Annotated in this window: 22 protein-coding genes; 15 read left to right on the forward strand and 7 right to left on the reverse strand. The window is 42.1% G+C overall.

Translation table 11 applies throughout. The annotated features are described in order from the left end of the window. The first annotated feature begins 13 nt into the window (after positions 1–13). The 10 genes from AC570I_RS13220 (at position 14) to AC570I_RS13265 (ending at position 11,235) form a co-directional block, all read left to right on the forward strand. Positions 14–1,909, forward strand: coding sequence for a RagB/SusD family nutrient uptake outer membrane protein (locus AC570I_RS13220; protein WP_497405788.1), 1,896 nt, complete (start codon positions 14–16; stop codon positions 1,907–1,909). 13 nt (positions 1,910–1,922) lie between these two features. Then, positions 1,923–2,627 (forward strand): DUF3823 domain-containing protein, encoded by a 705-nt coding sequence (locus AC570I_RS13225; RefSeq protein ID WP_497405789.1) that lies wholly within the window; start codon positions 1,923–1,925, stop codon positions 2,625–2,627. Between the two features lie 51 nt (positions 2,628–2,678). Further along, positions 2,679–3,701, forward strand: a complete 1,023-nt coding sequence (locus tag AC570I_RS13230) for a glycoside hydrolase family 43 protein (RefSeq protein ID WP_497405790.1) — start codon at positions 2,679–2,681, stop codon at positions 3,699–3,701. 16 nt (positions 3,702–3,717) lie between these two features. Then, a complete protein-coding gene (locus AC570I_RS13235; RefSeq protein ID WP_497405791.1) occupies positions 3,718–4,797 on the forward strand; it encodes a cellulase family glycosylhydrolase in 1,080 nt (359 codons plus the stop codon). Positions 4,798–4,859: 62 nt separating this feature from the next. Beyond that, positions 4,860–6,713: a glycoside hydrolase family 2 TIM barrel-domain containing protein gene (locus AC570I_RS13240; protein ID WP_497405792.1), complete on the forward strand. Its 1,854-nt coding sequence runs from the start codon at positions 4,860–4,862 to the stop codon at positions 6,711–6,713. A gap of 451 nt (positions 6,714–7,164) precedes the next feature. Further along, positions 7,165–7,701 carry a hypothetical protein gene (locus AC570I_RS13245; RefSeq protein WP_497405793.1) on the forward strand — a complete coding sequence of 179 codons (537 nt, stop codon included), beginning with the start codon at positions 7,165–7,167 and terminating at the stop codon, positions 7,699–7,701. Then, entirely contained in the window at positions 7,680–8,546 is an 867-nt protein-coding gene (locus tag AC570I_RS13250; protein ID WP_497405794.1) for an ABC transporter ATP-binding protein, read from the forward strand. The genes AC570I_RS13245 and AC570I_RS13250 overlap by 22 nt, the downstream gene beginning before the upstream one ends. Next, a complete protein-coding gene (locus AC570I_RS13255) occupies positions 8,530–9,360 on the forward strand; it encodes a DUF2705 family protein (protein WP_497405795.1) in 831 nt (276 codons plus the stop codon). The genes AC570I_RS13250 and AC570I_RS13255 overlap by 17 nt, the downstream gene beginning before the upstream one ends. Beyond that, positions 9,357–10,004: a hypothetical protein gene (locus AC570I_RS13260; protein ID WP_497405796.1), complete on the forward strand. Its 648-nt coding sequence runs from the start codon at positions 9,357–9,359 to the stop codon at positions 10,002–10,004. Before AC570I_RS13255 ends, AC570I_RS13260 begins: the two co-directional genes overlap by 4 nt. A gap of 79 nt (positions 10,005–10,083) precedes the next feature. Continuing rightward, positions 10,084–11,235, forward strand: coding sequence for a sensor histidine kinase (locus AC570I_RS13265; protein ID WP_497405797.1), 1,152 nt, complete (start codon positions 10,084–10,086; stop codon positions 11,233–11,235). Positions 11,236–11,326: 91 nt separating this feature from the next. Here the strand turns inward: AC570I_RS13265 and AC570I_RS13270 are convergent, their stop codons facing one another. The 7 genes from AC570I_RS13270 to AC570I_RS13300 all read right to left on the reverse strand — a co-directional run bounded on the left by AC570I_RS13270 (position 11,327) and on the right by AC570I_RS13300 (position 21,193). Further along, positions 11,327–12,331, reverse strand: coding sequence for an SDR family oxidoreductase (locus AC570I_RS13270; RefSeq protein ID WP_497405798.1), 1,005 nt, complete (start codon positions 12,329–12,331; stop codon positions 11,327–11,329). A 130-nt stretch (positions 12,332–12,461) separates the two neighbouring features. Beyond that, the gene (locus AC570I_RS13275) at positions 12,462–13,304 is read right to left on the reverse strand and encodes an SDR family oxidoreductase (RefSeq protein ID WP_497405799.1); all 843 of its coding nucleotides are present in this window, start codon (positions 13,302–13,304) and stop codon (positions 12,462–12,464) included. A 208-nt stretch (positions 13,305–13,512) separates the two neighbouring features. Continuing rightward, on the reverse strand, positions 13,513–15,117 hold the full coding sequence (locus AC570I_RS13280) for a hypothetical protein (RefSeq protein ID WP_497405800.1): 1,605 nt from the start codon (positions 15,115–15,117) through the stop codon (positions 13,513–13,515). Then, entirely contained in the window at positions 15,114–16,976 is a 1,863-nt protein-coding gene (locus AC570I_RS13285) for a glycosyltransferase family 2 protein (protein ID WP_497405801.1), read from the reverse strand. Before AC570I_RS13285 ends, AC570I_RS13280 begins: the two co-directional genes overlap by 4 nt. Before the next feature lies 1 nt (position 16,977). After that, a complete protein-coding gene (locus AC570I_RS13290; protein WP_497405802.1) occupies positions 16,978–17,814 on the reverse strand; it encodes a hypothetical protein in 837 nt (278 codons plus the stop codon). A gap of 7 nt (positions 17,815–17,821) precedes the next feature. Next, positions 17,822–19,810: a cellulose biosynthesis cyclic di-GMP-binding regulatory protein BcsB gene (locus AC570I_RS13295; protein WP_497405803.1), complete on the reverse strand. Its 1,989-nt coding sequence runs from the start codon at positions 19,808–19,810 to the stop codon at positions 17,822–17,824. A gap of 15 nt (positions 19,811–19,825) precedes the next feature. Further along, the gene (locus AC570I_RS13300; RefSeq protein ID WP_497405804.1) at positions 19,826–21,193 is read right to left on the reverse strand and encodes a histidine kinase; all 1,368 of its coding nucleotides are present in this window, start codon (positions 21,191–21,193) and stop codon (positions 19,826–19,828) included. 46 nt (positions 21,194–21,239) lie between these two features. Between AC570I_RS13300 and AC570I_RS13305 the strand changes: the two genes are divergently transcribed. The 5 genes from AC570I_RS13305 to AC570I_RS13325 all read left to right on the forward strand — a co-directional run bounded on the left by AC570I_RS13305 (position 21,240) and on the right by AC570I_RS13325 (position 26,880). Beyond that, positions 21,240–22,325, forward strand: coding sequence for a glycoside hydrolase family 5 protein (locus AC570I_RS13305; protein WP_497405805.1), 1,086 nt, complete (start codon positions 21,240–21,242; stop codon positions 22,323–22,325). Positions 22,326–22,521: 196 nt separating this feature from the next. Continuing rightward, the gene (locus AC570I_RS13310) at positions 22,522–23,508 is read left to right on the forward strand and encodes a 2-hydroxyacid dehydrogenase (protein WP_497405806.1); all 987 of its coding nucleotides are present in this window, start codon (positions 22,522–22,524) and stop codon (positions 23,506–23,508) included. Further along, positions 23,505–24,758, forward strand: coding sequence for an MFS transporter (locus AC570I_RS13315; protein WP_497405807.1), 1,254 nt, complete (start codon positions 23,505–23,507; stop codon positions 24,756–24,758). The genes AC570I_RS13310 and AC570I_RS13315 overlap by 4 nt, the downstream gene beginning before the upstream one ends. Before the next feature lie 206 nt (positions 24,759–24,964). After that, positions 24,965–25,555 carry a Crp/Fnr family transcriptional regulator gene (locus AC570I_RS13320; RefSeq protein ID WP_497405808.1) on the forward strand — a complete coding sequence of 197 codons (591 nt, stop codon included), beginning with the start codon at positions 24,965–24,967 and terminating at the stop codon, positions 25,553–25,555. Positions 25,556–25,686: 131 nt separating this feature from the next. Beyond that, entirely contained in the window at positions 25,687–26,880 is a 1,194-nt protein-coding gene (locus tag AC570I_RS13325; protein WP_497405809.1) for an MFS transporter, read from the forward strand. The last annotated feature ends 27 nt before the right edge of the window (positions 26,881–26,907 follow it).

Consider the following 26,907-nt stretch of genomic DNA (forward strand, 5'->3'; position numbering starts at 1 on the left):
AAACGTTAATCACATGAAAAAATACATATATACATTAGCGGCAGTAGCAGTATTAAGCTTTGCGCAGTCATGTAAAAAAGATTCAGAATTTTTAGATAAAAAACCCACCAGTACCCTGGCTGTTGATGCAGTCTGGAAGGATCCAAACCTGGTATTGTCGGTACTTGGTGACCTTTACGACACCTTCCCTGATTTTCAGCGCACCGAATCATGGTGGTTGTTTGCCGATTTCGATGAAGGCTTTGCCTCTGCAGGCGGCGATTATTTCCGTCACCAGAACATCGATTACAACTATGATAGCTGGAACTATTGGGATTATGGCTATATCCGTCAGTTGAATCTGTTTCTAAAGCGTGGGGAAGAAGCCACTGAACTGGCGGCAGCCGACAAAGCAAGATTCATTGCCGAGGCAAGGTTCATCAGGGCAGGCGTGTACTTTGAAATGGTGAAAAGAATGGGCGGTGTGCCTATTATTACCGTTCCCCTGGAGTATGACTATAGTGGTAACCCTCAATACCTTCAGTCTCCCAGAGCTAAAGAGTCGGAGGTTTACGATTTTGTGATTGCTGAGCTGGAAGCCATCAAGGGAATTCTGCCTGATGACGCAAGTGTGAAAAGCAGGGCCACTAAAGCAGCAGTTTTAGCGATGGAAACCAGAGCAGCACTATATGCAGCATCATCTGCAAAATATGGCTATTCACAGCTCAGCTTACCTGGAGGCGAGGTAGGTATTCCTGCATCTGCTGCCAACGGCTACTATACGAAAGCACTTAATGCAGCGAAGGAACTGATCAATGGCGGTAAATATTCGCTGTATGCCAAAAACCCAAATTTATCAGAAAACTTTGCTTCCTTATTTACCGATAAAGGCAGTAACCCTGAAGTAATTTTTGTTAAAGACTATAAGTTGAAAACCAACAAGATACATGGTTTTACCATCGATAATCAACCCAGATCTTCTGCTGAAGAGGCTCAGGGAGGACGTTTAAATCCGTCACTTAACCTGGTACAGTCTTTCGAGAAATTAGATAATACCTATGCCTCACTGGCATCGGTTGATGGGTCGGGGAACACGGTTTACTATACCAATATCGGCGATATTTTTGCCGGAAGAGATGCCCGTTTAGCGGGTACAATAATTCTTCCAGGCAGTCAGTTTAAAGGTAAAACGGTAGACATCTGGGCAGGCTATCAACTTGGAGACGGGTCCATTATTACTGGTAATGCTTTTGCACAAACCAGAGATAATGTTTTGCCTGGCATCACTGGTTCAGTGCAGGTAGTTGGAGGGGACGGCCCGGTAGATGGCCTGGAGTTCAGTGCACAATCGGGTTTTTATGTACGTAAATATCTTGATCCGGCACCAGGTTCCGGCCAGATTGGTACAAGGAGTGAAGTATGGTGGGTTCGCTATCGTTATGCAGAAGTTTTACTGAATGCAGCTGAAGCAGCCTTCGAATTGGGTGATGCCGCTACAGCAGCTCAATATATGAAGCCTGTGCGCGATCGTGCCGGGTTAACAACTGCCTTAACGGCCGCCAATATCAGTTTCGACCGTATCGTGCATGAACGCAAGGTAGAACTGGCTTTTGAAGGGCATGAACTATGGGATATGAAACGCTGGAGAATTGCTGATAAAGTTTGGAATGGAAATAATATGTCGACTACAGATTTTATCAATGCTACAAATATCGGAAGCGCTACGAGAACCAGTACACAGGTTTTTGGTCTGTGGCCATACAAATATTATAATCCGGGAAATGTAAACAACGGTAAGTATATTTTCAAGGTAATCAAACCAAGTAGGGTAACAGCTGCACATCGTTTCAGATTAGGTAACTATTACTCTTTGATTCCACAAGATGTGTTAAACGGTAACCCTAAAATTGTCAGAAATCCTAACCAGTAATCAGATATTAAACATGAAAAACAGTAAATATTTCATCATAGCTGCTTTTGTTGTGCTTTTTCTTTCTTCTTGTAAAAAAGATAATTTCGATGCACCAGCAGCAGACTTTACCGGGCGTATTGTATATCGCGGAGAAGCAATCCCTGTTGAATTTAATCAGGTGCCTTTTGAACTCTGGCAGTCAGGCTTTGGAAATAACTCCGCTATCAGGGTTTCCGTGGCTCAGGATGGCAGTTTCTCCGCTAAACTATTCGACGGCAATTACCGTCTGGTATTTTCAGAAAACCAGGGTCCGTTTTTATGGAAGAAAAATGCTGCCGGCAGGCAGGATAGTATTGCGTTAAACATCAGTGGGAGCAAGGTAATGGATATTGAAGTTACACCTTACTATATGATCCGTACGCCGGTGTTTGCGGTGTCGGCCGGTAAAGTCAATGCAAGCTGTAAACTGGAAAAAATCATTACAGATGCCGCTAACGGCAAGAGTGTTGAAAAAGTAATACTTTATACGAATAAAACACAGTTTGTAGATGGCAGTAATAACAATGGTATCCAGGAGTTATCAGGTGCCGCAATTGCAGACCTGAATAATTTAAACATGTCAGTTAACATTCCTGCAATGGTTCCTGCACAAAACTATCTGTTTGCGAGAATAGGCGTTAAAATAGCTGGGGTAGATGATCTGCTATTCACACAGGTAAACAAATTATCGTTCTAATCTGACTGTTGGGCGTGGCCAGCTGCGCTCAACAGTTAATACCCATTAATTATGAGGATGAAGTATATCCTGATTTGTTTATTGGCCTTTGGTTCCCACTTATCATGGGCCCAGACCTTTACCAATCCCTTGCTGCCTTCGGGAGCTGATCCTTACAGTTTCTACAAGGACGGTTTTTACTATTATACGCATACTACCGGAAACAGGATCGATCTCTGGAAGAGCAAAACCATCGATGGATTAAAAACTGCCGAGCGTAAAACCATCTGGAAAGCACCTGCCAATACCTTGTACTCAAAGGAGATCTGGGCGCCGGAGGTGATGTTTCTCCGGGGAAAATGGTATGCCTATTTTGCAGCTGATGATGGCAGGAATGAGAATCACCGCATGTATGTGCTTGAAAACAGTTCCGCTAATCCCATGGAAGGTGAATGGGTTTTTAAAGGCAAAGTTGCCGATTCAACCGATAAGTGGGCCATAGATGCTGATATCATTGATTTCAAAGGTCAGTTATATATGGTTTGGTCGGGCTGGGAAGGGGACCAGAATGGAAAACAGGAAATTTTTATTGCAAAACTTAAAAACCCCTGGACGGTAGATGGATCACGGGTGAAGATTTCAAGTCCAAAATATGAATGGGAAAAGAATGGCGACCTGGGACATGGCGAACATGTTGATGTAAATGAGGGGCCGCAGTTTTTAACCCATGGGGATAAGATTTTGATTGTATACTCGGCGAGTGGTTGCTGGACAGATTTTTACGCGCTGGGTACGATTAGCGCTTCGGCGTCAGCCAACCTGCTCAATCCCGCTTCATGGACAAAATCTACTCAACCTGTATTTCAGCGTTCCGTAGCAAACGGTGTATATGCACCCGGACACAACTCTTTCTTTAAATCGCCAGATGGCAAGGAAGAATGGATTTTATATCATGCCAATGACCAGCCCGGGCAAGGATGCGGTGGTTTCCGTTCTCCGAGGGCACAGAAATTTACGTGGAACGCAGATGGAACGCCAAACTTCGGTATTCCGGTAAAAAAGGGTGAAGCGATCAACGCTCCATCAACAAACTAAAAAACAGATAAGTGATATGAAATTAAAAAACTACGCGATTATTTTATGCCTTGCACTGGCTTTTAGTACAAGCTTTGCGCAAAAGAACGAAAAGGTGGGAGAGCCGGGGAAAGTATGGTCGGTTGAGAAGGCCAGTGCCTGGTACGCGCAGCACAGGTGGCTCTCGGGTGCAAATTATATTCCTTCAAATGCCATTAATCAACTGGAGATGTGGCAGGCCGACACCTTTTCTCCCGACTTAATTGACAAGGAACTGGGCTGGGCAGAGGGTATTGGTTTTAATACGATGCGAGTGTTCCTGTACAGCAAGGCCTGGAGTCAGGATCCTGCCGGGTTTAAAAAGAGAGTAGATCAGTTCCTGAGTATTTCTGCAAAGCATGGGATTACCCCGATGTTTGTGTTTTTCGACGATTGCTGGAACAAGACATCAGCCATTGGCAAACAACCGGAACCTAAAACGGGCATTCATAATTCAGGCTGGCTTCAGGATCCCGGAGATCCCGATTTTAAAGAAGAAGCTAAATTCGTGGAATATGAAAAATATGTAAAGGATGTATTAAGGTCGTTTAAAAATGACAAACGCATTTTGCTTTGGGACTTATACAATGAGCCGGGTAACAGCGGTAAAAAAGAGGCGACCATTCCGCTACTCACCAAAGTGATTGAGTGGGCGAGAGCTGTCAATCCCGATCAGCCTGTTTCCATTGGTTTGTGGGATTGGGGTTTTAACAAGCTAAATGCATTGCAACTATTAAACTCTGATATCATTACTTATCATAACTATGAAGCGCCGGAATGGCATCAAAGAACAATTGATCTGTTAAAGGCGAGTGGACGCCCGTTAATTTGCACTGAATACATGGCCAGATCGAGAAACAGTCGTTTTGCAAACGTAATGCCTTTGCTTAAAAAGGAAAATGTTGGTGCCATTAACTGGGGTTTTGCTGCGGGTAAAACCAATACTAAATATGCATGGGATACTCCACTGGCAGACGGTTCTGATCCGATCGAATGGTTCCATGAGATTTTCCAGACTGATGGTACACCATACCGGTTAGATGAGGTGAATGTTATTAAGAAGATGAATGGCAAATAATCTTTGCCATCCGACCGGATCTGAAGATTAGCCAAAGCTAAAACACACAAATGAAACCATATATGAAAAAAACAGCATTATTTTTACCGCTGATTGGGCTTACCCTGTCCCTTTCGGCACAGCAGAAAAATCCGGCGTCCTGGAGTCCTGTAGAAGGGAAAATATCTTCTTCCTGGGCCAATGAAGTGAATCCGAAAAGCGTATTGCCTGAATACCCCCGGCCACAATTCGAGCGTACAGGGAACTGGAAAAGCTTAAACGGATTATGGGATTATGCCATTGCAGAGAAGTCGCAGAAGCCTGCTATCAATCAGGGAAAAATACTGGTTCCTTTTGCTGTGGAATCTTCACTTTCGGGTGTGGGTAAAACGGTAGGCAAAGACAGTTTGCTATGGTACAAAACAACCTTTACAGTACCTTCAAATATGAGGGGTAAAGATATTCTGCTGCATTTTGGTGCGGTAGACTGGAGAACCACCGTAAGTATCAATGGCCAAGTGGCCGGAAAACATGAAGGTGGATTCGATCCTTTTTATTTCAACATTACGCCTTTTTTGAAAGGCAGTGGCGCACAGACTTTAACCGTTGAAGTATGGGACCCTACTGACGACGGGCCGCAACCCCGTGGCAAGCAGGTGAAAAAGCCTGAAGGTATCTGGTATACCCCGGTAACCGGGATCTGGCAAACGGTATGGATTGAAGGGGTGAACAAGGCACACCTGGATCATGTGAAAATTACACCTGATATTGATCAGCAAATGGTAGAAGTGATTCCTTTTGTGGAAAACGGAACCGCTGCCGATCAGGTGAAGATTACGGCCTGGGATGGAGCAACCAAAGTTGCCGAACAAACCGGTGATGGTAAGTCGCCTGTTAAGCTGACGATCAGCAATCCGAAATTATGGAGTCCCGCATCGCCATTTTTATACCACCTTAAAATTGAGCTGATCTCCAAAAATAAAAAAGTTGATGAGGTGAAAAGTTATTTTGCCATGCGTAAAATATCAATGGGGAAAGATGCACAGGGAATTGAGCGCATGCTGCTTAACAATGCCTTTGTATTTCAGTATGGGCCTTTAGACCAGGGTTGGTGGCCAGATGGTTTGTACACTGCTCCAACGGATAAAGCTTTAAAGTTCGACATCGACAAAACCAAAGAGATGGGTTTCAATATGATCCGTAAGCACATTAAGGTAGAGCCGGCGCGCTGGTATTACTATTGTGATGTGGAGGGTATGCTGGTATGGCAGGATATGCCGAGTGGTGATTTAGGGAACCGTTGGGAAAACCGTCCGGGGGTACTTGATCACCAGACTGAACAGAACAGAAGTCCTGAATCGGAAGGCTACTATAGAAAAGAGTGGAACGAGATTATCGAAAAGTTACATAATGCTCCGTCGATAGTGGTATGGACGCCGTTTAATGAGGCCTGGGGTCAGTTTAAAACGGTGGAGATTGCTAAGTGGACAAAAGAAAAAGACCCTTCCCGTTTGGTAAATACGGCCAGCGGTGGTAACTTTTTTCCGGTTGGCGATATCATCGATTTGCATAATTATCCTCATCCTGCAATGCCGAGTCCGGATTATTTTGGTAAAGACTATACATTGGTATTGGGTGAATTCGGCGGATTGGGGCTTCCTGTTGATGGGCATGTATGGCAGCAGAAGAATAACTGGGGCTATCAGAGTTTTCAGAATACCACCGATCTTTTTAATAAGTATTCGGAATTTGTAAACCGTTTACAGGATTTAATTAAAGTTGGATTGTCGGCAGGGGTTTACACGCAAACTACTGATGTTGAAGTGGAAACCAATGGGTTTATGACTTACGATAGAAAAGTAATTAAGTTTCCGGAAGCGAAAATGAAAGAAATCCATAGCAAACTTTATCAGGTTCCGGTGGAACTGAAGAAGTAATTTTGGTTTAGTTGTTAGGCCGTTACACTTTGGTGTAGCGGTTTTTTGTTAAAAAAAATGGGCAGCTACATAGTAGCTACCCAAATCTAAATTAACGCTCTCAACTTTTGTTGATGTAAGGCTCTCACCCCTTACTTCTGTAAATATAGTATTATAAAATTCAGGACAGATCATTTTTACATCATTCATCGATAAACGGCTGTTATGTGACGATGAATATCCGGACGTAGGGGTAAATGTAACATGATGACGAGGATTCTGAATTAAATCTTGATAATCGCTATATTGGCCCTTAGTCAACATGATTCATGTATTTTACTTCAATTCCATGAAATATGGTGACCTATTTTTCAATTGATTAGTGGTAGAACAACATTATTTTCAGCACCGTATTCCAGCTGCTTTTGAGCATTCAGCTATAGATTTTTCAGCATTACCCAAACAGCGTCATATGTTGCGTTCCTACTGGAATGTCGGGTTTCTATTACACCTTTCCCTTATCATTTTTGTTTTCGAATCCTGGCTCTACTACACTAGCCTGCGCGATGCATTTAATGAAGGGCAGATTATGCTGAGCCTCTTTTGGGCCGGTTCGGTTCTCTTTGCCTTTAGCCACATCTTTCTGGTGGTAATGGATGGCTGGTCGCGGTTTCAGAATTATAAACGTATCAAAGACAATCTTTTCCTTCACGGGTTCAATCCCCGCATGGCCTATCCGTATATGGGGTCGAAATGTCAGCGTTCAGCATTTCTGGTCGCTGCTGCCGAACTGGGGCTTCAGCAACAGGTAAGGTCTTTTTACGAAAGGATGGGCATCAGGTGGTATCATTTTGTGCCCCGGTTTATGGTTCAGGATCCCTTATTTCTTTTCAAGCGGTCTTTTCTTTCCCGAACCTTTTTAGAGAAGTACTATGCACCTAAGTTTGATTTCCATCAGATGTATCAACATCATCAATATACAAGTACATGCTTAGCGGAAAAAAATTAAGTAAACGATATCCTTCTGCGGTTGCGCTTGAAGAAGTATCCATTGACATTGCTGCGGGACAGATTTGCGGTTTACTGGGTAGAAATGGCGCCGGTAAAACAACGCTTTTCAGAATTCTATGCGGGCTTATTAAACCTGACAGCGGATCTTTGGTTATAGATTCTACACGTAAAAAGCCTGTGGGCGGCATTATTGAAAGGCCAGGCTTGTATCCTTATCTGAATGCACAGGATAATATTCGCATTTTCGCCGGTATTCAGGGCGCTTCCACTTCGCCAGCCGCTGTTAATGAAATATTATTAAAGGTAGGTTTACCGGTCGACAGGAAAGATCCGGTGAGGAATTTTTCGCTGGGCATGAAACAGCGGTTGGGTATCGCGATCGCTTTGATCAATAATCCTGAATGTCTGGTATTGGATGAGCCATTTTCGGGACTTGATCCAGTGGGTGTATCTGACTTGATCAGCCTGATTGTTAGACTGGCCAGGGAAGAGCACATTGCTGTTTTACTTTCCTCGCACATGATGGGCGAAATTACGAGGTGCTGCGACACGCTATACATCATTGAGCAGGGAAGGATTGTCAATCACGGTCCCACGCAAGACCTTATTGAAGCACATATTACGAGTTTCAGTATTTCAGCCAGAAACATCGCGTCGTCTCATATCCTTCAAAACTTTACTGTTGAATTCGGTCCAAATGATGCGAAGGTTAATTGCCTGGCGGAAGATGTTCCGGCGCTGCTTCAAAACCTTTTAAATGAAGGCATCCAGGTCACGTCCTGTCTGCCGGTGATTACGCTTGAAGAACTTACCAAAACCAAATCAGATGCGATTACTGCTTAAAGCCGAATGGATCAAGCTCATCAGGCAGAGCAAAACCTATTATGCATTCGGTGCCATTCTTATTATCGAATCCCTCATTTTATTTACCGCATACTATCAGGGGAGTACCATTCTCGATTTGTTGCTCGATAACCTGAAACAGTCATTTTATTTTGAAGGCAGTTTGCTGAACGGGAACCTGATGATGTACATTGTACTGAATTCGTTATGGTTCAATTTACCGCTGATACTGATGATTGTAACATCGGGGCTGGTTACAGATGAGTATAAAGACGGTACCATACAAACGGTGATGTTACAGGCTGTTGATAAATGGAAATTTATGGCTGCGAAATACATTACTGCCATTGCATTTACTGTTTTTGTGATTTTATTTATGATGCTGAGCACTTTTGTGCTGGCTTATTCCATATTTGGTAATGGCGACCTGGTGGTGTATCTGGGTACCTTAAATTTTTTCACTGCTGCAGATGCATTTGACCGGATTTGCTGGGCATTTGCTTCGGGTGCGGTGTCAATGATTTTTTATGCCGTAGTGAGTCTCACTCTTGCGGTAATGATTAAAGAGTCATCAAAAACCTGGATTGCTTCAGCTCTTTTTCTAATCATCACTACCTTATTGCTTAAAGTAGACTTTGGTGCCGAGGTCATTAATCAGTTTTTCTTTCCAAAGTTAATCGACAGCTGGCAACAACTTTTTGCCTACGAGCCGGACTGGTATCAGGTGCTGGTTAACAATTTCATGCTGTTGCTTTACGCCCTTGGGTTCGGTGGTTTGGGCATTTATGTATTTCATAAAAACGATATCGGATGATGAGAAAGATTATATTATTGATATTGCTCATTCCTCAGCTGGTGGCTGCACAACAGATCGACTCAGATCTTCTGGCTATTAAAAAAAAGATGGACGCGGTGAAGAAGTTCTCTGCGAATATTGTTCTGGATCTTGATGTTCCTTTTATCAATATGCCAACAAAAAAAGCAAGGGTAGTATATGCTGTGGGCAAAAGGATGGAATTTACTTCAAAAGATTTTGTGATGCTGCCTAAACGAGGCCTCGATTTTTCGCTGGCAGAGATTTTTAAATATCCTTTTATTACGGTAGACAGGGGGGTGGAGCAAAGAAACGGACAGCGCCTAAAAGTAATCAATGTGATCCCGACTACACCTGCATCGGAAATGGCGCTGGTAACCATTTATATGGACAGCAAGGCTTTGCAGATTGCTGCGCTTGATATCAATACGAAGAAGGAAGGCTCATACAGTCTTTTGATGAGGTATATTACGCCAAAAGATGTGCTTCCAAATTATGTTGAAGCCAGTTTTGCCATAGAAAAACTGAAGATCCCGCTTAATTTCATGGGGAAGGGGACGACCATCGATCGCAAGAAAATGAAAAGTATGGAAACAAAAACCGGTAAGATTAAGATGCAGATTAGGGATTATGTTATCAATTAACCCCATGTATCATTGTAGCTAATGCGTGCCGTATTGCGAAAATCAGGTGATTATTCCTATATTGTTTGCAAATTAAACCATGAGCGGAACTAAAGATATCATAGAGAAGATTAAAGGGTACGAAAAGCGGGAAACCGAATTAAAGCTCGACAATGCGGAACTGAGGCAACTGATCCGTGCGCTCACACTGGTAGATGAGAAAAGTGCGGTACTCAATTCCATTATTGAATCTTCAGACGATGCCATCATCAGTAAAGATTTAAACAGTATCATTACCAGCTGGAATGCATCTGCAACGCGGATATTCGGGTATTTGCCAGATGAAATGATTGGAGAATCAATTCTTAAACTTATTCCCCTTGAGCGTCATGATGAAGAGCCTAAAATTCTTTCTCAACTACGGCAGGGTTTACGGGTGGATCATTTCGAAACGCAAAGACTCAGAAAAGATGGTACGCTGATTCACGTATCGCTAACCATTTCACCCATAAAAGATAATTACGGCAATGTGGTTGGTTTATCTAAAATAGCACGCGACATTAACGATAAAAAATTAATGCAGCAGAAGAAGGATGAGTTTGTAAGTTTTGTGAGTCACGAACTTAAAACACCGCTCACTTCGCTTAAATCGTATATTCAGGTTGCTGCTAAAAAAACTTCTGATGAGATTTTCCTGTTGAAAGCCTTGGGCAGGGCAGAAGTTCAGGCAAAAAAAATGGAGAACATGATCAGGGACTTTTTAAACCTATCCCGCTTTGAAGAAGGCAAAATCAGCATTGAGAATGCAGTATTCGACGTGGTAAATACCCTTGATGACTGTATAGCTGATGCATTGGTCATCAGTCATAAACATGCGATCAATTATCAGGGACTGGCTTCCTGTAAGGTAAATGCGGATCAGGAAAAAATTGCCATGGTGATCACCAACCTGATCAGTAATGCTCAGAAATATTCTCCAGACGGGGGTGACATCACGGTCAGTTGCGAACGTCACCACCAGATGGTAAACATTAAGGTAGCTGATAAAGGGCTGGGCATTTCTACAGAAAATCAAAAACTTTTGTTCCAGAAATTTCATAGAGTGGAAACCGAAAAAACCAAACTTATTCCCGGATTCGGAATTGGGCTTTACCTGGTATCTACCGTTTTAACGCTTCATGGTTCTCAGATTGTGCTTAAGAGCGAACTGGGAAGCGGATCGGAATTTTCGTTTGAACTGCCTGCCGGTTAAACGTCGTCGAAGTAATCGTAATGTTCGTTTTATAATATTGATCAGCCCAACACCGCATAATGCGGTACTGGACTGATGAGTTTGAGGAAGACTATGGCTGGCCGTTTCCACCAGCTGCCCCATAAATCTGGCCTGTTGAAAAGCTCGCATCATTGGAAGCGAGTTGTACATATATAGATGCCAGTTCAGCAGGTTGTCCAGGCCGGCCTAAAGGGGTGTCTTTACCAAATGCTTTAAGTTTTTCAGGTGTCGAGCCACCCCCCATTTGGAGTGGTGTCCATATTGGACCGGGTGCCACCCCATTTACGCGTATGCCTTTCGGACCTAATTGCTTTGCCAGTGACTTCACGAAATTTGTGGTCGCAGCTTTTGTTTGTGCATAATCATAAAGATCCGGGGAGGGATCGGTAGCCTGGACTGAAGTGGTACCGATGATCGATGAGCCCGGTTTCAGATAAGGTAATGCGGCTTTAATGATCCAGAACGGGGCGTAAATATTGGTTTTGATTGTCCAGTCAAACTGATCGCTGGTAATGTCGAGAATAGAAGGATTAGATTGTTGTCGGGCTGCATTGCTGACTAAGATATCTAATCCACCAAGCTGTTTGGCTGCTTCATCCACGAGTTTTTTACAAAAGCTTTCGTCGCGGATATCGCCTGGGATTGCGATTGCTTTTCTTCCGGCTTTTTTTATAAGTTCAATCACTTCCTTTGCATCGGGCTCTTCCTGAGGAAGGTAATTGATGGCTACATCTGCGCCTTCGCGGGCGTAGGCGATTGCTGCTGCTCTGCCCATCCCTGAGTCTCCACCAGTGATTAAAGCTTTTCTGCCTGATAAGCGACCTGAGCCCTTGTAAGTTGTTTCTCCATGATCCGGCCGGGGGTCCATTTTGCTTGCCAGGGCTGGCCAAGGCTGATTTTGATGGATAAAAGGTGGTCTCGGATATTTTGTAGTCGGATCCTGTAAATCTGCATCGCCCAAATGGAGGCCACCTGGCTCTCCGGCATTTGCTAATATAGGTGAGGCTGCTACTGCCGCCATCGCCAGGCTTAGGCCGCCCAGCGCTTTTCTTCTGGTAATTTTGTTATCATCCATTGGGTTGATTCTTTATCTGTTCTATTAAAGAACCCTCCGCTTTTTATTTTGGTTTGATATTTTTCAAAAAAGCTAAAACCTGCTTGTTTTTTTTGGTGGCTGACTAAAATTATAATGTAAAAATGTGCCGCTAGCCATTCACCACTTCCCCGCCATTAACATGGATCACCTGTCCGGTAATAAAAGAAGCATCTTCGCTGGCCAGAAAAACATAAGCGGGGGCAACTTCTGAGGGTTGTCCGGCACGTTCCATGGCAGTTTCAGAACCAAAAGACTTAATTTTTTCTTCGTCAAAGGTAGAAACAATCAGTGGTGTCCAAACCGGGCCTGGCGCCACCGCATTTACCCGAATCCCCGTTTTAGCCAGGTTCGTTGCCAGCGACCGCGTGAAGGAGGTAATTGCGCCTTTCGTTGAAGAATAATCAATCAGGTTTGGTGAAGAGCGATAGGCAGTCACTGAAGTGGTATTGATGATGCAATCGCCCGGCCCGAGGTGCGGCAATACTTCATCAGCAAAATAGAAGTAGCCAAAAATGTTCGTCCTGAAAGTATCCTCAAGCTGTTTATGATCTATTTTTTTCGGATCTTTCTGCGGTACCTGCATACCGGCGTTGTTCACCAGAATATTTAATTTGCCGAAATGCTGAACAACCTTTTCAACTGCTTTACTGCAAAAGGCAGGTTTTTTAACATCTCCTTTAATTAAAAGACAGGATTTGTCTTCAGCCTCAACCATTGTTTGCGTTTCTTTCGCATCGCCATCTTCGCTGAGATAAACGATGGCAACATGGGCACCTTCCCGTGCGTAATGTACGGCAACTGCGCGTCCTATCCCACTGTCGCCCCCCGTAATCAGCGCCACCTTTCCGGCAAGTTTACCACTTCCCTGATAGGTTTTTTTAATTACTTCAGGTCTTGGATCCATTCCGGATTCGATGCCAGGCTGGCTATGTTGTTTTTCAGGTGTTTTCATAATGGATTATTTATTAACATTTTCCATTGTGAATGGTTTGTGGATAAGGAAGAAAGAGATGGCTATTGACTAAATTTCAACCGGCAAACAAGATGTAAGTATCGAATGGGTCAGATGCGGTTCAGAGACGAATTTGAAGTTGGGTTGGCCTTTTAAGTATGAATTTGGCCGGTTTTCAGAGGGGATTGCAAATGGAGAAATGGAGTGATCATGGCTGTAAATGATGTCGATCAGACGGGGGTATACCATTCAGGCTATATAAAACCCAGTTTTTATTGGAAAAGGCTTTTTTCAAGACAAGGCCGTTCCTCGTCAGTCTTTCCAGTACACCGCTGTTTAAAAGGCTAAAATATCTACCTGGATTTGTGTCGCTGGGTATGAGAATATATTCAACATGTTTTTTTGGAACTTCAAGTGCGGCCAGAAAGGTTTTTTGGGACGGTACCAGGAATTGTTTTGCAGAACGCGACAGCGCAATGATGCGATAGGAGGTAGCATCATCAGTCAGTATTTTGTCCATCTCCGGAATCTGAGCAATTTTCTCAGCAAACAACTTATCTTCATCTGCAACTATTGCGTTTGGTTGAGAAACCATTTTTGCAAATTGAGCAATATAATTCCGCTCTTCAGGAATATTGGAATTTTTCATCATCAGATATCCACTTACCAATTGGAGTAAAGTTACTGCCAGATAGAACTGACCGGTAAAACGTAAGTTTTCTAAATGCCTGGCATTTAAAATAATTCCCCAGCACATGCAGATGAAGGCGGCATAAAATCCAACCTGTAGAAAAACGTCGGGATATTTGATTTTAAGGAATTCCATAAAAAGGAACATTGCAAATACGATAAAGGTATTACGCATATTACTTTTAAAAATAGACAGGCAAAGTAAAATCATTGGCGCATACAGCAAAATTCGTACTGTGGTCAAAAAGCTCATCTCAGGAAAGAAAAAAGTATGCTCAACAGGATTAAAGCTGTTAAAGTTTTCTGTTTGGTTAACTATAGCCAGGTAATTGGCATAAGGGCTGTCTAAAAAATAGTTAGGGTCGCCAGTATAAACCTGGTTTAAAAGCCTGAAAACAAAAACACCTGTTAATGGTAATGCAAATACAATCAAATAAACTGCAATGGTCTTATTGGTGAGCTTTCTTCTGATAGAGAGGCTATTAAATGCAAAGGCAATACGTTCAAGCGGGTCTGTTTTGGCAATCTGCATGGACTGCAGCGCCGCAATAAAAATAACCGGCAGTATAAAGAGGGCTAGCCATATAAACTTAAAATTTGAGAAAACCAGCATGGTAAAATATATACTGGCCACCGATATGTGATAAGAGGTATTATATTTAAAATATTTGTAAAAGGCAGAAATAAAAAGATAAAAGAAAATCAGGGTCATATAATCACTTTTACCTGATACGGCGATGAACAAGAAAGCCGGGTGAAACAAAAAGGTCATTATTATTCCTGCAAAAAGCCAGTGCCTGTGCTGGTGCGTTTCAATTGAATTAGCAATAACAAAAAACAAGACCGAAGTGCCCGCTGCTGAAGTGATGTAGGGTGCGAAAGCAATATCAAAAATGGAAAATAACCAGGTGGAAAGAAAAGAAAGCTGGGGGAATGTTAATCCAACCAATGTAATTTTATCTACATTACCACCCCTGAATAAAATAGATTTCTCTGCGAAAAATAAGCCTTCGTTGCTGTAGATACCCTTATAAAATAATAAATAAGCCAGGGTAAGATAATAGCCGAAAAGCAGGAAAGAGATAGGGTATAAACGGTATTTAGATTGGATTAAAGTTTTCATTGTTCGGTTTTTTTTCCCTGCTGGGCACTTACTTTACTTAGGCCATGATTTGTTTTTTCCCAATAAAATGGTTTTGTAACTAGTTGCCATAGACCTTTATATGCTGAAATGGAATGCATAAGCCAATAGACAGGGTTAACAATGGCAAATAGAATCAGCTCGTAAAAGCGTCGCTTAAAAACTGCAATCATATTTACATAAATCATCAATATATTACCAACAACCAGGTTAAAAGTGGAGATATAAAGTACCCAGTCTGGAAAGATGGTTTTGATGTTTTTCAGGTCTAAAATAATGTAGCATAAAAAAAGGACAAGCAGTATCGGATAGACAAGAAATGTGAGTGGAGTAGCGCCAATAAAAAAATTAAATCCCCAAAAACCTTTCCATCCAATTTTCCTGATCAGCTCTGCAGGATTGCGCATATGTACCAGATAGGTTTGCATATAACCCTTAATCCAACGAGACCTTTGTCTGATCCAGTTGAAAGGTTCATTATTGGCTTCCTCGTAGGTGGTGGAATTTACGAGCGCTACCTTGTAACCCTTAGCGAAGGCACGAATGCCAAGATCAGCGTCTTCTGTTACATTAAAAGGATCCCAGCCCCCAAGCTCTATTAGCTTCTCCATTTTAAAATGATTGCTTGTACCGCCAAGTGGAATGGGAATGTCCAAAGTGCCCAAACCTGGCAGCATGTAATCAAACCAGTAAGAATATTCCAGTGTAAACATTTTGGTCAGGAAATTTTCGTTCCTGTTAAAATAATTTAAGGCACATTGGATACATATAAAATTCGAGGGTAGTTTGTTAAATAAAAGTACAACCTTTTTCAGCTGGTCCTGGTCTGGTACGTCTTCCGCATCATAAATGGTGAGATATTCGCCCCTGGAGAAATGTAAGCCATAGTTACAGGCCTTAGGCTTGGTTTTGGGCATGTGAAAAGGTACCACTACTACTTCGAATATGGCCGGGAAATCAAGATCCCTTACCGCATTGAGAGTCTTGTCGTCATCTTCCTCAATTAACAATTTAATGTCCAGTTTTTCTCTGGGATAGTCAAGAGATTGCAGATTCCAGATCAGTTTTCGAATCAGCTTATCTTCTTTGTAAACCGGTAACTGAATAGTGAAAACAGGCAATTCCTTAGTGTTCATTTGTTTTAGTTCTTTCTTGCTTACCGCTTGAAATAGTTCAAGTTTGGATCCGGTTAGGGCAAGGTAAAGTTTAAAAACAATAGCCACCAGGAAGAAGGTGCTCATTAAGATGTTGATGATGATGGTGGTATTGATAAAATTGAGAAATAAGGCAATTGCCACCAGCGCGCATACGCTGAACAGAACGATCAGCTGGTTGGGGGTAAAGGTAACCAACGCAGAACTATCTGGATCGCGGTTGAGCAAATCAAACACTGCAGACTTTACATATTCTCCGCCTAGTAATTTATGCGCTAACCATAGCATATCCAGATCTGAGCAGACGATTACTTCCGTTTCCATACCCCAGTTTTGCGATACCGATCCGATATCAGATAATGCGTAAGGATTGGCGACAGCAACGACGAGTCTGTTATCTTCAATCCTCAGGGGTAAAATTAGATTCCGGTCTACTTCTTTGAGATCGTTTTTGATCATGACCAGTTGATCAACAGTTTCCTGTCTTATATTATGAAAGAAATAGCCATAACCTTCAAGAAATTGCTTATAGCGCTTACGGCTGATATAGCCAAAATTAAGCGCAATCTTGATGAGGGATAGACCGCTGGATTGCTCGAAATCAATCATACGCTTCAGTTGCCGATGGTTAATCAATCCCTGATGGAGCAATAATTTTCCCAATTGATCTGTGGCTATGTCTGGCATGCTAAAAGCGGATAATTCCGGTTAACATTCCGCCTTCGCCTATTCCCGAGTTTCGGTTGAATACATCATGGAAAACCCCTGCGAAAATCCAGTCATTCCCTGTAATCCGCTGGCCAATACCCAAAGTTGCCTTTATATAAGTGAAGGCAGTATTTGAAGCTAAATTCTGAGGGTCAAATAAATTTGACCGGTAGGAGCTAACGCCGCTGAATTCGCCTGTAAGCTGATTGTTTTTCCCGATTTTTAGTCCCGAAGTGGCCAGGTAGGTAAATTGACCAACATTGCCTACCTTATCTCCCAGGTATTGGCGGTATCCGGCTTCTACGTTGAAATAAGTGCGTTCCGAAGCATTTCCACTAAACATGAGCTTTAGTTCTGTTCCGAACTGGCCATACCCTGCTACCGGATTTTTATTCGTTCCATATAGCGGAACACTGGCAAGGGCCTGCCCTGACAGATAATACTGATCTTTATTGAACTTCACGAAATTGTACTTTAGGCCTACCTCAAGGTCGGTTAATGTAGTATTGGTATTGCTTTGATAATCATTCGCAAATCTGGCAGAACTTAATGGTATTTTGGCGACAAGATCCAGCCGGTCTGTTATGCCATGCTCAAGGTATAGTTGTGCCGTAAGTGAGGTGTATTTTCCATTGTTGCCATAATCAAATTTGTTTCCATCTGCATCCCGGTAAGCTACCGCCTTAAAGTAACTTAGATAAGGGGAAAGAAGTGTTTTTCTTTTTCCAGTCGGGAAGCCGCTACCGAAGCATTCCTGTGTAAAACAGGCGCATACCAAAAGTATAAGTATTGATGTTTTAGGTTTAAGTTTCATCATTTAAGGATTAAGCGGTTACAATTTTTTGAGATTGTTTAACTTTTTTACGAACATACAGGTAGCTCAGGAAGATCAGGAACAAAGTGCCTGCCAGCAGGAGGAGTTTATATTTTCCCCAAAATAAGCTGAACGCCGTGTTTCCATTATCGGCATACCGTACATTATTGCTGTTTTGCGCCAGGTTAAAAATGAGGTGATCACTTTTATTGCTAATGAGCGTATTTCCTGAAAATTGGTTCAGTTGCTCGTTCATATTGCTGACTGTTTGTTGTAATGCTGCAGACGAAAAGCCTTCATCAGGAATGGTAATGGATAGCACCGCGGGGAACTGTTCATCTTCAAAAATTTGTGCTATAGCAGAACGATCTGGTGCCGACAGCTGGTAAATTACCTCATTGCTGGCATTATCATATATGGCAAAAGACTGGTTATATTTAAGCGGCATTTGCTTGAACTTCCCTAACAAGGCATCTTTTCTTCCGGAAATAACAATAATGTTTTTTCCTGCGTACTGTTCCGCATGGTCTGCAAAGTCAACCACCGGACGGTATCTGATTTCATTGCTGTAATGATCGTTAATTTCACTAACCAGTTTGGCTATTGCCTGTACTGATGACGACAAGGCATTCTTAGATACAAGTATTGCAGCCTCTTGCTGGAAAGCATCAGGATAACTAAAAAAAGTAAGGTTTTTCTCACTAAGTTTTGATTGAACAGTGAGATAAGAGTTTTTGGCATCGACCTGTCCGATAAAGTTGCGAAAGTTTCCTGCGCAAATTCCATCAGCAGCATGGAATACAAATTCCGTTCTTAAAGTGTTGAACTTTTTCAATTGATAACGGTTAACACTTGTGCTCACTCTTAACGATCCGGACTCATTCAATTGAGTGCTCGAGATGAGTGCATTATTAAGGTAAATGTTGAAATAACCTCTGTCTTGTTTCTCCAGCCCGGTATATTTGATGCTGAATTCGGCATTGATATCGGCCGGCAAGTCGGCAAAGGCCGAAGTTTTAAAGGCGAAATTGTGATATAAACTCCCGCTTCCAGTCATCAGGATATTATTGTCTTCCAGATCAGAAAGGTAAAGCCGGTTTGTTTTTGTATAGGGTTTATATGCCGATTTGTTAATCAGAAGATGATCCTGGAAGCAAGCCTCAAAAATTCCTTTAGTCAATACCGCATCCAGGGATTTTGATAAGCCCGGAATGTCTTTGGCTGTTAGAAACAACACCTGATCAACCTGATCGAGACCATTATTTTTATAAAGGTAAACCAAGCCCTGACCAGCTTTTGGACCTATCTTAATTTTTGATCTGAAAGCAGGTTTTATTTTGTGTAACAAGCCAATGTAAATAAAATCCTTTAGCTGTGCCGGCATTTCATCCTGTGAATACAATCTGATGTCATTTATACCTGCTTTTCGCAGTCTGGCATAGGTTAGGGCCACGGTTTGCAGCTCCCCCGAAGATATATTATTCGGGTACACGATCGCTTTCTTCGTAAACAGGGTATTAGAAAGATTAATTGCTGCCAGACCGTAATTTTTGTTTAAGGCCCAGTTAATTGCAGTAGACGGTAAAACCTTAAGCCAAAGAGAGGGATTGTTTTCATCCTGACAAGGATCATCGCCAACGAATAACTGCGCACGGATAGTTAATTTTAGGAAAACATCCTTCTGTCCGGAGTTTAACTGCATAGGAATTAATATCCTGTTTACCGAGTCTTTAATGATGGCGCCACTAAAGGTGGGCTCGTCGTTTATGGAAACATGTATGTAACTTTTATTGAAATTCAGCGTAGCCGGGATTTCATACTGCAGTGATAGCATACTGCCATTTATCTGCTGATTGGGCAATAAGCGGATGTAATAGCTGTAAGAGCCGCTGGTACCTTTTAGAATTTGGGTAGGAATACCGTAAGAACTAAAACTGCGCTGCGCAAAAAGGTGGAGACCAATTAATGCAAAAAAGACCAGAAGGTAAAGTTTTTTCATATTGGATTTGTGTTATTAGTATTCATCTGGTGATTGGGTATTAAATCTGATTTCATAGGCTGAATAGTTTGTGCTGCTATGGTAATGCAGATTTGCATTCATTTTATTTGCCAGCAACCTCGCGATATAAAACCCCGGGCCAAGGCCTTTCTGAAGGCTTTGTGGTGTTGGATGTGCAGGCATCCAGTTTTCTGAACGGAAAGGATTCAGGTTTACGTTGGCGTTAATGCAAGCAATTACAAGCACATCTTCTTTTTCGATAGTTCTGACGCTGGTTAAAAATGTGCAGCCGGGAGATGAAAATTTTAAACTGTTTGCAAACAAATTAAAAAGAAGCTGATCGAAATAAAGCTGATCAAGCTGTTGCCTGTATTTCGGTTGTTTGGCAACTTGCTGAAAGGAGACCTGATGGCTTGCGAACTGTAAGGTCATGCAAGCGGCAACCTCTTTAACAGACTGCAATACATCAACCGCTGAGTATTGCAACAGGATATCGCTTGCAGGTGCATCATCTTCCTCGGGTAACAGCTGTACGAGTTGCTCCAAACTGGCCACACTGTGCTGTATATCGGCAATCGCATTCAGATTAGTGTCTGTTTGGCGCATCTGTTTAGAGGTTCGGTTAATTTCATCGATAAATACATGAATATCCTGTTTTACCAACGAAAGAAAAGTATCTTGCTGCATCACCAGTTCTGTTAGTCTGGAGTTAGACTCTTCGATTTCAATATTTTTTTTAGACAGCTCTTGATGGAGCACATGGAGCTGAGCAGTTGAATATTTCACTTTCAGGTCATTCAGTGTATTTCTTTTGATGATGCTATGCCGGGCTACAGGTATAAAGCAGGAAAAGAACCCTGTCATAATAAACAATCCGGCCCCTTGAGTAATAAATAATGCCAGACTTCCATTGTTAATTGTGTGAAAACAAAGCACAATCATGAACAACGTGGAGAAAAAATGACCAAAAGAATTAGATGGATGCCAGAATACAGCTAGGTTAAACAGCATAAACAAACTTGCATAAACTAGAAAAAATATTGGTGCAACTTCAAACGACACCAGATTACAGAGTACGGCGGCATTACACGAAATGGTAAAAAAAGTAACATGCAGCGGGATCAGGGGCGATGCCCGTTTTGCCGAACAGATATCATATACTGCATAAATGACTAAAACCGTTATCACCTTGATAAGAAGGAGGGTTTGATATATTTCGTAGGCATAAATGTAATCCAATATACCTAACAAAGGGTAAAAGAAAATAACCGTCCAAATAATGATATTGGAGTAGTACAGGTATTTTTTTACCAGCTGCTTGTGCAGTGCATTATCATTTACTTGGATAGCATGGATTATGCTATCTTTGGAATGCAGGATCATAAACGACTAAGGATGAAGACTGCCTAAAAGTAACAAAATTTATACTATGAAACGTATACTTGTAGTGATTTTACTTGTATTATATGTTCAATTTAATGTTTTTGCGCAGAAAGACCGGTCGTTTGATAGAAACAGGCAATTATCCAGAGGGATTAATATATCCTGGCTTGAAAATTACTGGAATCCTAAAGTTTTACAATCAAAACCAATCAATTACAAAGATTTTGAGCTTATCCGAAAACTCGGCTTTAAAACCATAAGGTTACCCGTAGATTTTGAAAAGTTTTATCTGAATGGATCTAAGGCTGAGCGGGCCGCTTTGATGACCAATATTGAGGATGTGATTTCGAATTGCAGGCAGTTTCGACTTCATTTGATTTTGGTGAATCATTATGGTACTTTGAAAAAAGAAACTTATCTGCGTGACAGCGGCAGGCTTATACAGCTATGGGGTGTCATTGAAAAGAAGTTTAGAAAGATTAGTTCCGAAAACCTTTACTTTGAGATTCTTAACGAACCGACCATTAGTGACACCTTATGGTTGCCGCTGGCAGGGAAAGTAATTGCTGCCATCCGGAAATATTCTCCTGACCGAACGATTATTATAGGTGCATCTAATTACAACAGTATTTACGAGCTAAGCAGAATTAAACCATTATCTGCCAAAAACGTTATTTATACTTTCCATTTTTATGAACCTTTTATTTTTACTCATCAGGGTGCAGAGTGGGTGGGAAAGCAGGTGAGTACCAAAGGAATTCCCTTTCCATATACGGCCGGGACGATGCCTCCGATTAATCCTCTTGCACTAGGTACAGCAGGTGAGAAAAATTATAATAATTATAAAAATGAGGGGAAGCAAGGGGCAATCAGCGACAAACTTCAGATTGTGGCCAGCTGGTCATTGAAAAACCATGTGCCTGTGCTTTGCGGAGAATATGGAGCATACCGCAGGTATGTTCCTGATCATGAACTTGCAAAATACCTGTTAGCTGTGAGAAGCGAACTGGATGTACGCAAAATCCCAGGTATCATTTGGGACTACAATCAAAATTTCTCAATATTCAATCAGTCTGCAGATATTAATAACCTTTCTTCGCAAATGAAAAAGGCCATTGGGTACATGCCTTGACAAAAAGGTGTCCATTAGTTTTTAAAGTTGCTTTATAAAATCTATGATCTTGTATTGGTTATATAAAAAAAGATCAATACACTAATGTTCATTTTATAACCTATCGTATATCCGGGACGTGCATATCCCATGCAGAAGGTCATTAAAAAAAAGCATCACGTTTATTATGACTACCTTACAGCAAAACCATATCCATATGAAAATTGCTGTTTTTAGTACCTGCGATTACGATCAGGAATTTCTTGAAAAATACAATACCTCGCACCAGCTTGTCTTTTTTGAACAGACATTGAATCCTGACAGTGCTGGCCTTGCACAGGGTTTCGATGCAGTTTGTCTTTTTGTTAACGACAGGGGGGATGCCAAGGTCCTTTCAGCGCTGGCCGGGTACGGAATTAAGCTTATTCTTCTCCGCTGTGCTGGATTTAACAACATTGACCTTGATTTCGCGGAAGAAATGTGTATCAAAATTCTTCGTGTTCCGGCCTATTCACCCGAGGCTGTAGCTGAGCATACCATGGCAATGATGTTGACACTCAACCGTAAAACTCATAAGGCATATAACAGAATCAGGGAAGGAAATTTCTCTCTGACATCTTTAATGGGCTTCAATATGCATGGTTCGAAGGTTGCCCTGATCGGAACAGGTAACATCGGGAAGGCTTTGTATAAAATTCTCAAAGGATTTGGTTGCAGGATTACTGCCTATGATCCTTATCCCGATACCGAGCTTGTAGCCGACGGACTGGAATATATGGGATTGCATGAAGCATTAAGCAACGCTGAAATAGTATCGTTACACTGTCCCTTAACAGATGAGTCCTTCCATATGATTAACGAACAATCTTTAAAATACTTTAAAAAAGGATCGATGCTGATTAATACGAGCAGGGGGGCACTTATTGATACAGCGGCAGTAGTTGGATCACTAAAGTCTGGTCAGTTGGGTTATCTCGGCCTTGATGTTTATGAACAGGAGGCCGCACTTTTCTTTCAGGACTTGTCAGGAACGGTTATACAAGACGACCTGATTGCCCGATTGATCTCATTCCCCAATGTACTCATTACCTCACATCAGGGCTTTTTTACCCGTGAAGCCATGCAACAAATTGCCGAAACGACTTTTTTAAATGCAGATGCTTTCCTTGCAGGAAAGAATTTGGTTAATGAGATCAAGCCATGATTTCTCAGCCGCAATTGCCCGGAAGCGATAAATTAACACGCGGGTTCATTATTTCATGGATATTGGGCTGTATATTCTATTTATTGCAATATGCTATACGCTCCTCTCCTGCGGTAATGATCAATGAGCTATCGGATGCTTTCACCATGTCGCCCTTCGAAGTGAGCGCTATATTAGGATCCTACTATTATACCTATGCACTTTTGAGCCTGTTAGCGGGAGTGGCATATGACCGTTACGGGGCGAAATACCCGATAGCCATCGGGGCGGGGATTCTATGTGCCGGCTGTCTGATATTTTCAGGTTCAGGGGTTATTCAAGGTTATTCCGGACGTATGCTACAAGGTGCGGGCAGTGCATTTTCATTTACCGGATGCGTTTATCTTGCTTCACACGGATTCCGCGCAAAATATATTGCCACCGCTATTGGCGTTACTCAGTGTATGGGCATGTTAGGTGGGTCGTCCGGGCAGTTCCTTGTCGGTCCGATGATTGAGGCTGGATTTCCGGTCCATTTGTTCTGGGTGATTATTGGATCAGGCTGTGGCGTTATTTGTTTAATGCTGCTTATAACTACACCCAAAGAGCCAAAGACTTCAAATGGCCTAATTGCTACATCTATTATAGGTCCATATAAAATTGTGTTTACCAACCCGCAAACTTATCTGAGTGGGCTTATTTCCGGATTGCTTTTTGTTCCTACTACGGTTTTTGCCATGACCTGGGCAATATCATTTCTTGTACATGACAGAGGAGTTGACAGGCATGCAGCTGTCCTCATTAGCGCAATGGTTCCGCTGGGCTGGGTAATCGGCTGTCCATTAATGGGCTATATTTCCGATCGGATCGGCAGGCGAAAACCTGTATTAATTGCAGGATGTGTAATGATGATACTTTGCTTTGGACAATTGATTTTTTACCCTTTACTTATTCCAGCATTTCTTTCCATGTTGATATTTGGTATAGCCTCAGGTGTAGCGATGATTCCATATACCATAATCAAAGAGGCTAACCCCGATAAGGTTAAGGGCAGCGCAACAGGAGGAATCAACTTTATCACATTTGGCGTTACTTCATGTTTGGGACCTGTATTTTCTTTTTATTTTGGAAAAACGCTTAATTCTGCAATGGATGCGGAACAGCATTTCCGGTCAGCAGGCTTCTTTATTTTAGCTGTTATTTCGCTTTCGTTAATCTTAAGCTTTGTTATCCGGGAAACCGGCAAGGGGAGGGATCAAAAGTCCGTTTAAAACAGCCATCCATATTTACGTAGCCAACGATTATTCTCTGTTCTTCAACGATTCGTTTCCTTATTTCGCAGAATGCCTATTCGCCTTTAAGGGGTGCAGTGGTACATTTATGTCGATAAATAAGAAAAACACTAAACTTTCAGACATGAACAATTATTATCTTAGCTAACTCAATTAACCCCGTATCAAAACAAATCATCGAGCTTATGTCAGACTTCAGCAAACTTAAGGAACACATTCAAAAGCGTCATCCTTTCACAGATAACGAGGCAGATGACTTTTGCGAAAATTTTAAGCTGATCCGGGTGAAGAAAAGACAGTTTATCGTTCAGCCCGAGTTTGTTGCGAAAAACAGATTTTTTGTGTTAGAGGGTAGCTTCCGGGCTTATGTGATTGGAGATGAAGGGCATGAGCATACTATACAATTTGCAATTGAAGACTGGTGGATTACAGATTACAACAGTTACATTTTTCAGCGCCCTGCTTCTATGTTTGTAATGGCACTGGAAGACAGCCTTGTTCTACAAATTAGTTACGAAACGGAACAGGAACTGAAAAAAAGGGCACACGTGTATGAGACTTTCTTCAGGATACTTGCCGAGCATACGGCTGCACATATGGCCAGGCGGGTAATTCTTAATTTAACCAAAACTGCAGAACAGCGTTTCGAATTCATTCAGGAGAAATATCCGGCAATCGTAAACAGAGTGCCGCAGTATGCTTTAGCTTCTTACCTCGGAATCACTACGGAATATCTGTCAAAGCTTAGGAATAGGCGTGTTTCGCAAAAAAGTTAATCTACTTCAACTTTTTTAGTTGAACCAGTTCGTGTTCATTTCCTAAACCAGTTCATCGTTAGATTGATATCAACCCGCCAAATTTGTAGTGTCACTGAAAGACATTTTTTACTAAAAATAATTATACGAAAATGGCAAATCTAACGAAAACCCAGGTTTTAATCATGGCAGCAACAGCAGGTATTGCGGTTGCCAATGTATACTACAGTCAACCCATTCTACAGGCCATGGCTACGCAGTTTCATATCAGTATAGAAAAAGCAGGTAATATCTCTGTACTTTCTCAAATTGGTTATGGGCTGGGGCTTTTCCTGCTAACGCCTATTGGAGACATGATTGAGCGGAAGAAGCTGATCCTTTATCTCCAGGTCGGGTTGATTTTATCTCTGCTCCTTATTGCCTTTTCTCCAAGCTTAATACTTTTATATGCAGGAAGTCTGCTTATAGGCGTTTTTTCTGTGGTTGCTCAGGTCATTTTACCTATGGCTGCCAGTCTGGTAAAGGAAAATCGTGGTAAGATTGTAGGGCAGATCTTCACGGGTATTTTAATAGGAATCCTCGTCGCAAGAGTTTACAGTGGATTCATCACTGGCATTTTCGGATGGCAGTATGTTTACATTATTTCTGCACTTATGGTGCTGATCACTGCAGTATTAATGCAGCGTGATTTTCCAACAACTAACGAACGTTTTAGCGGAACTTACGGAGGCTTGTTTAAATCGACCCTTGCTCAATTAGGACGTTTTCCACTCTTAAGGCGAACAGCGCTGACTGGTATGCTTGCCTTTGGCACACTAAGTGCTTTTTGGGTAAGCCTAACATTTTACCTGAGTGGTGAGCCATTTAGCTATTCGTCTGCGAGCATTGGATTGTTTGGTCTGCTTGCCGCCGCCGGAGCATTGATTGCCCCCGTATTTGGCAAACTGGCCGATAAGGGTACGCCTTCCAGGTCGCTGCTATTTTCTACGGCAATCACGCTGATCAGCATTCTTCTGCTAAAACTTTTTCCAGGATCAATCGCTGCAATCTGGGTTACCGTTATGCTATTGGATATTGGTGTCCAGGCCACTCAAGTGACAAATATAGCAGTAATATACACTCTTGATCAGAAAGCGAACAGTCGCATCAATACAGTTTACATGACCAGCTATTTTATTGGAGGCGCTTTAGGATCTTACATTGCGATACAACTATACCAAGCCGGAGGGTGGGGTTTATCGACATCGTTTATGGGCGCAATGGCGCTGGCAGCCATCGCGAATGTAGTGCTCACTAAACGTTTATCTAAACCAAAAACCATCATGCATAAAAGGATAATTGTATAAGCATGGGGCCTATTACCAATCGTTGTC

The sequence above is a fragment of the Pedobacter sp. A2324 genome (assembly GCF_059693705.1).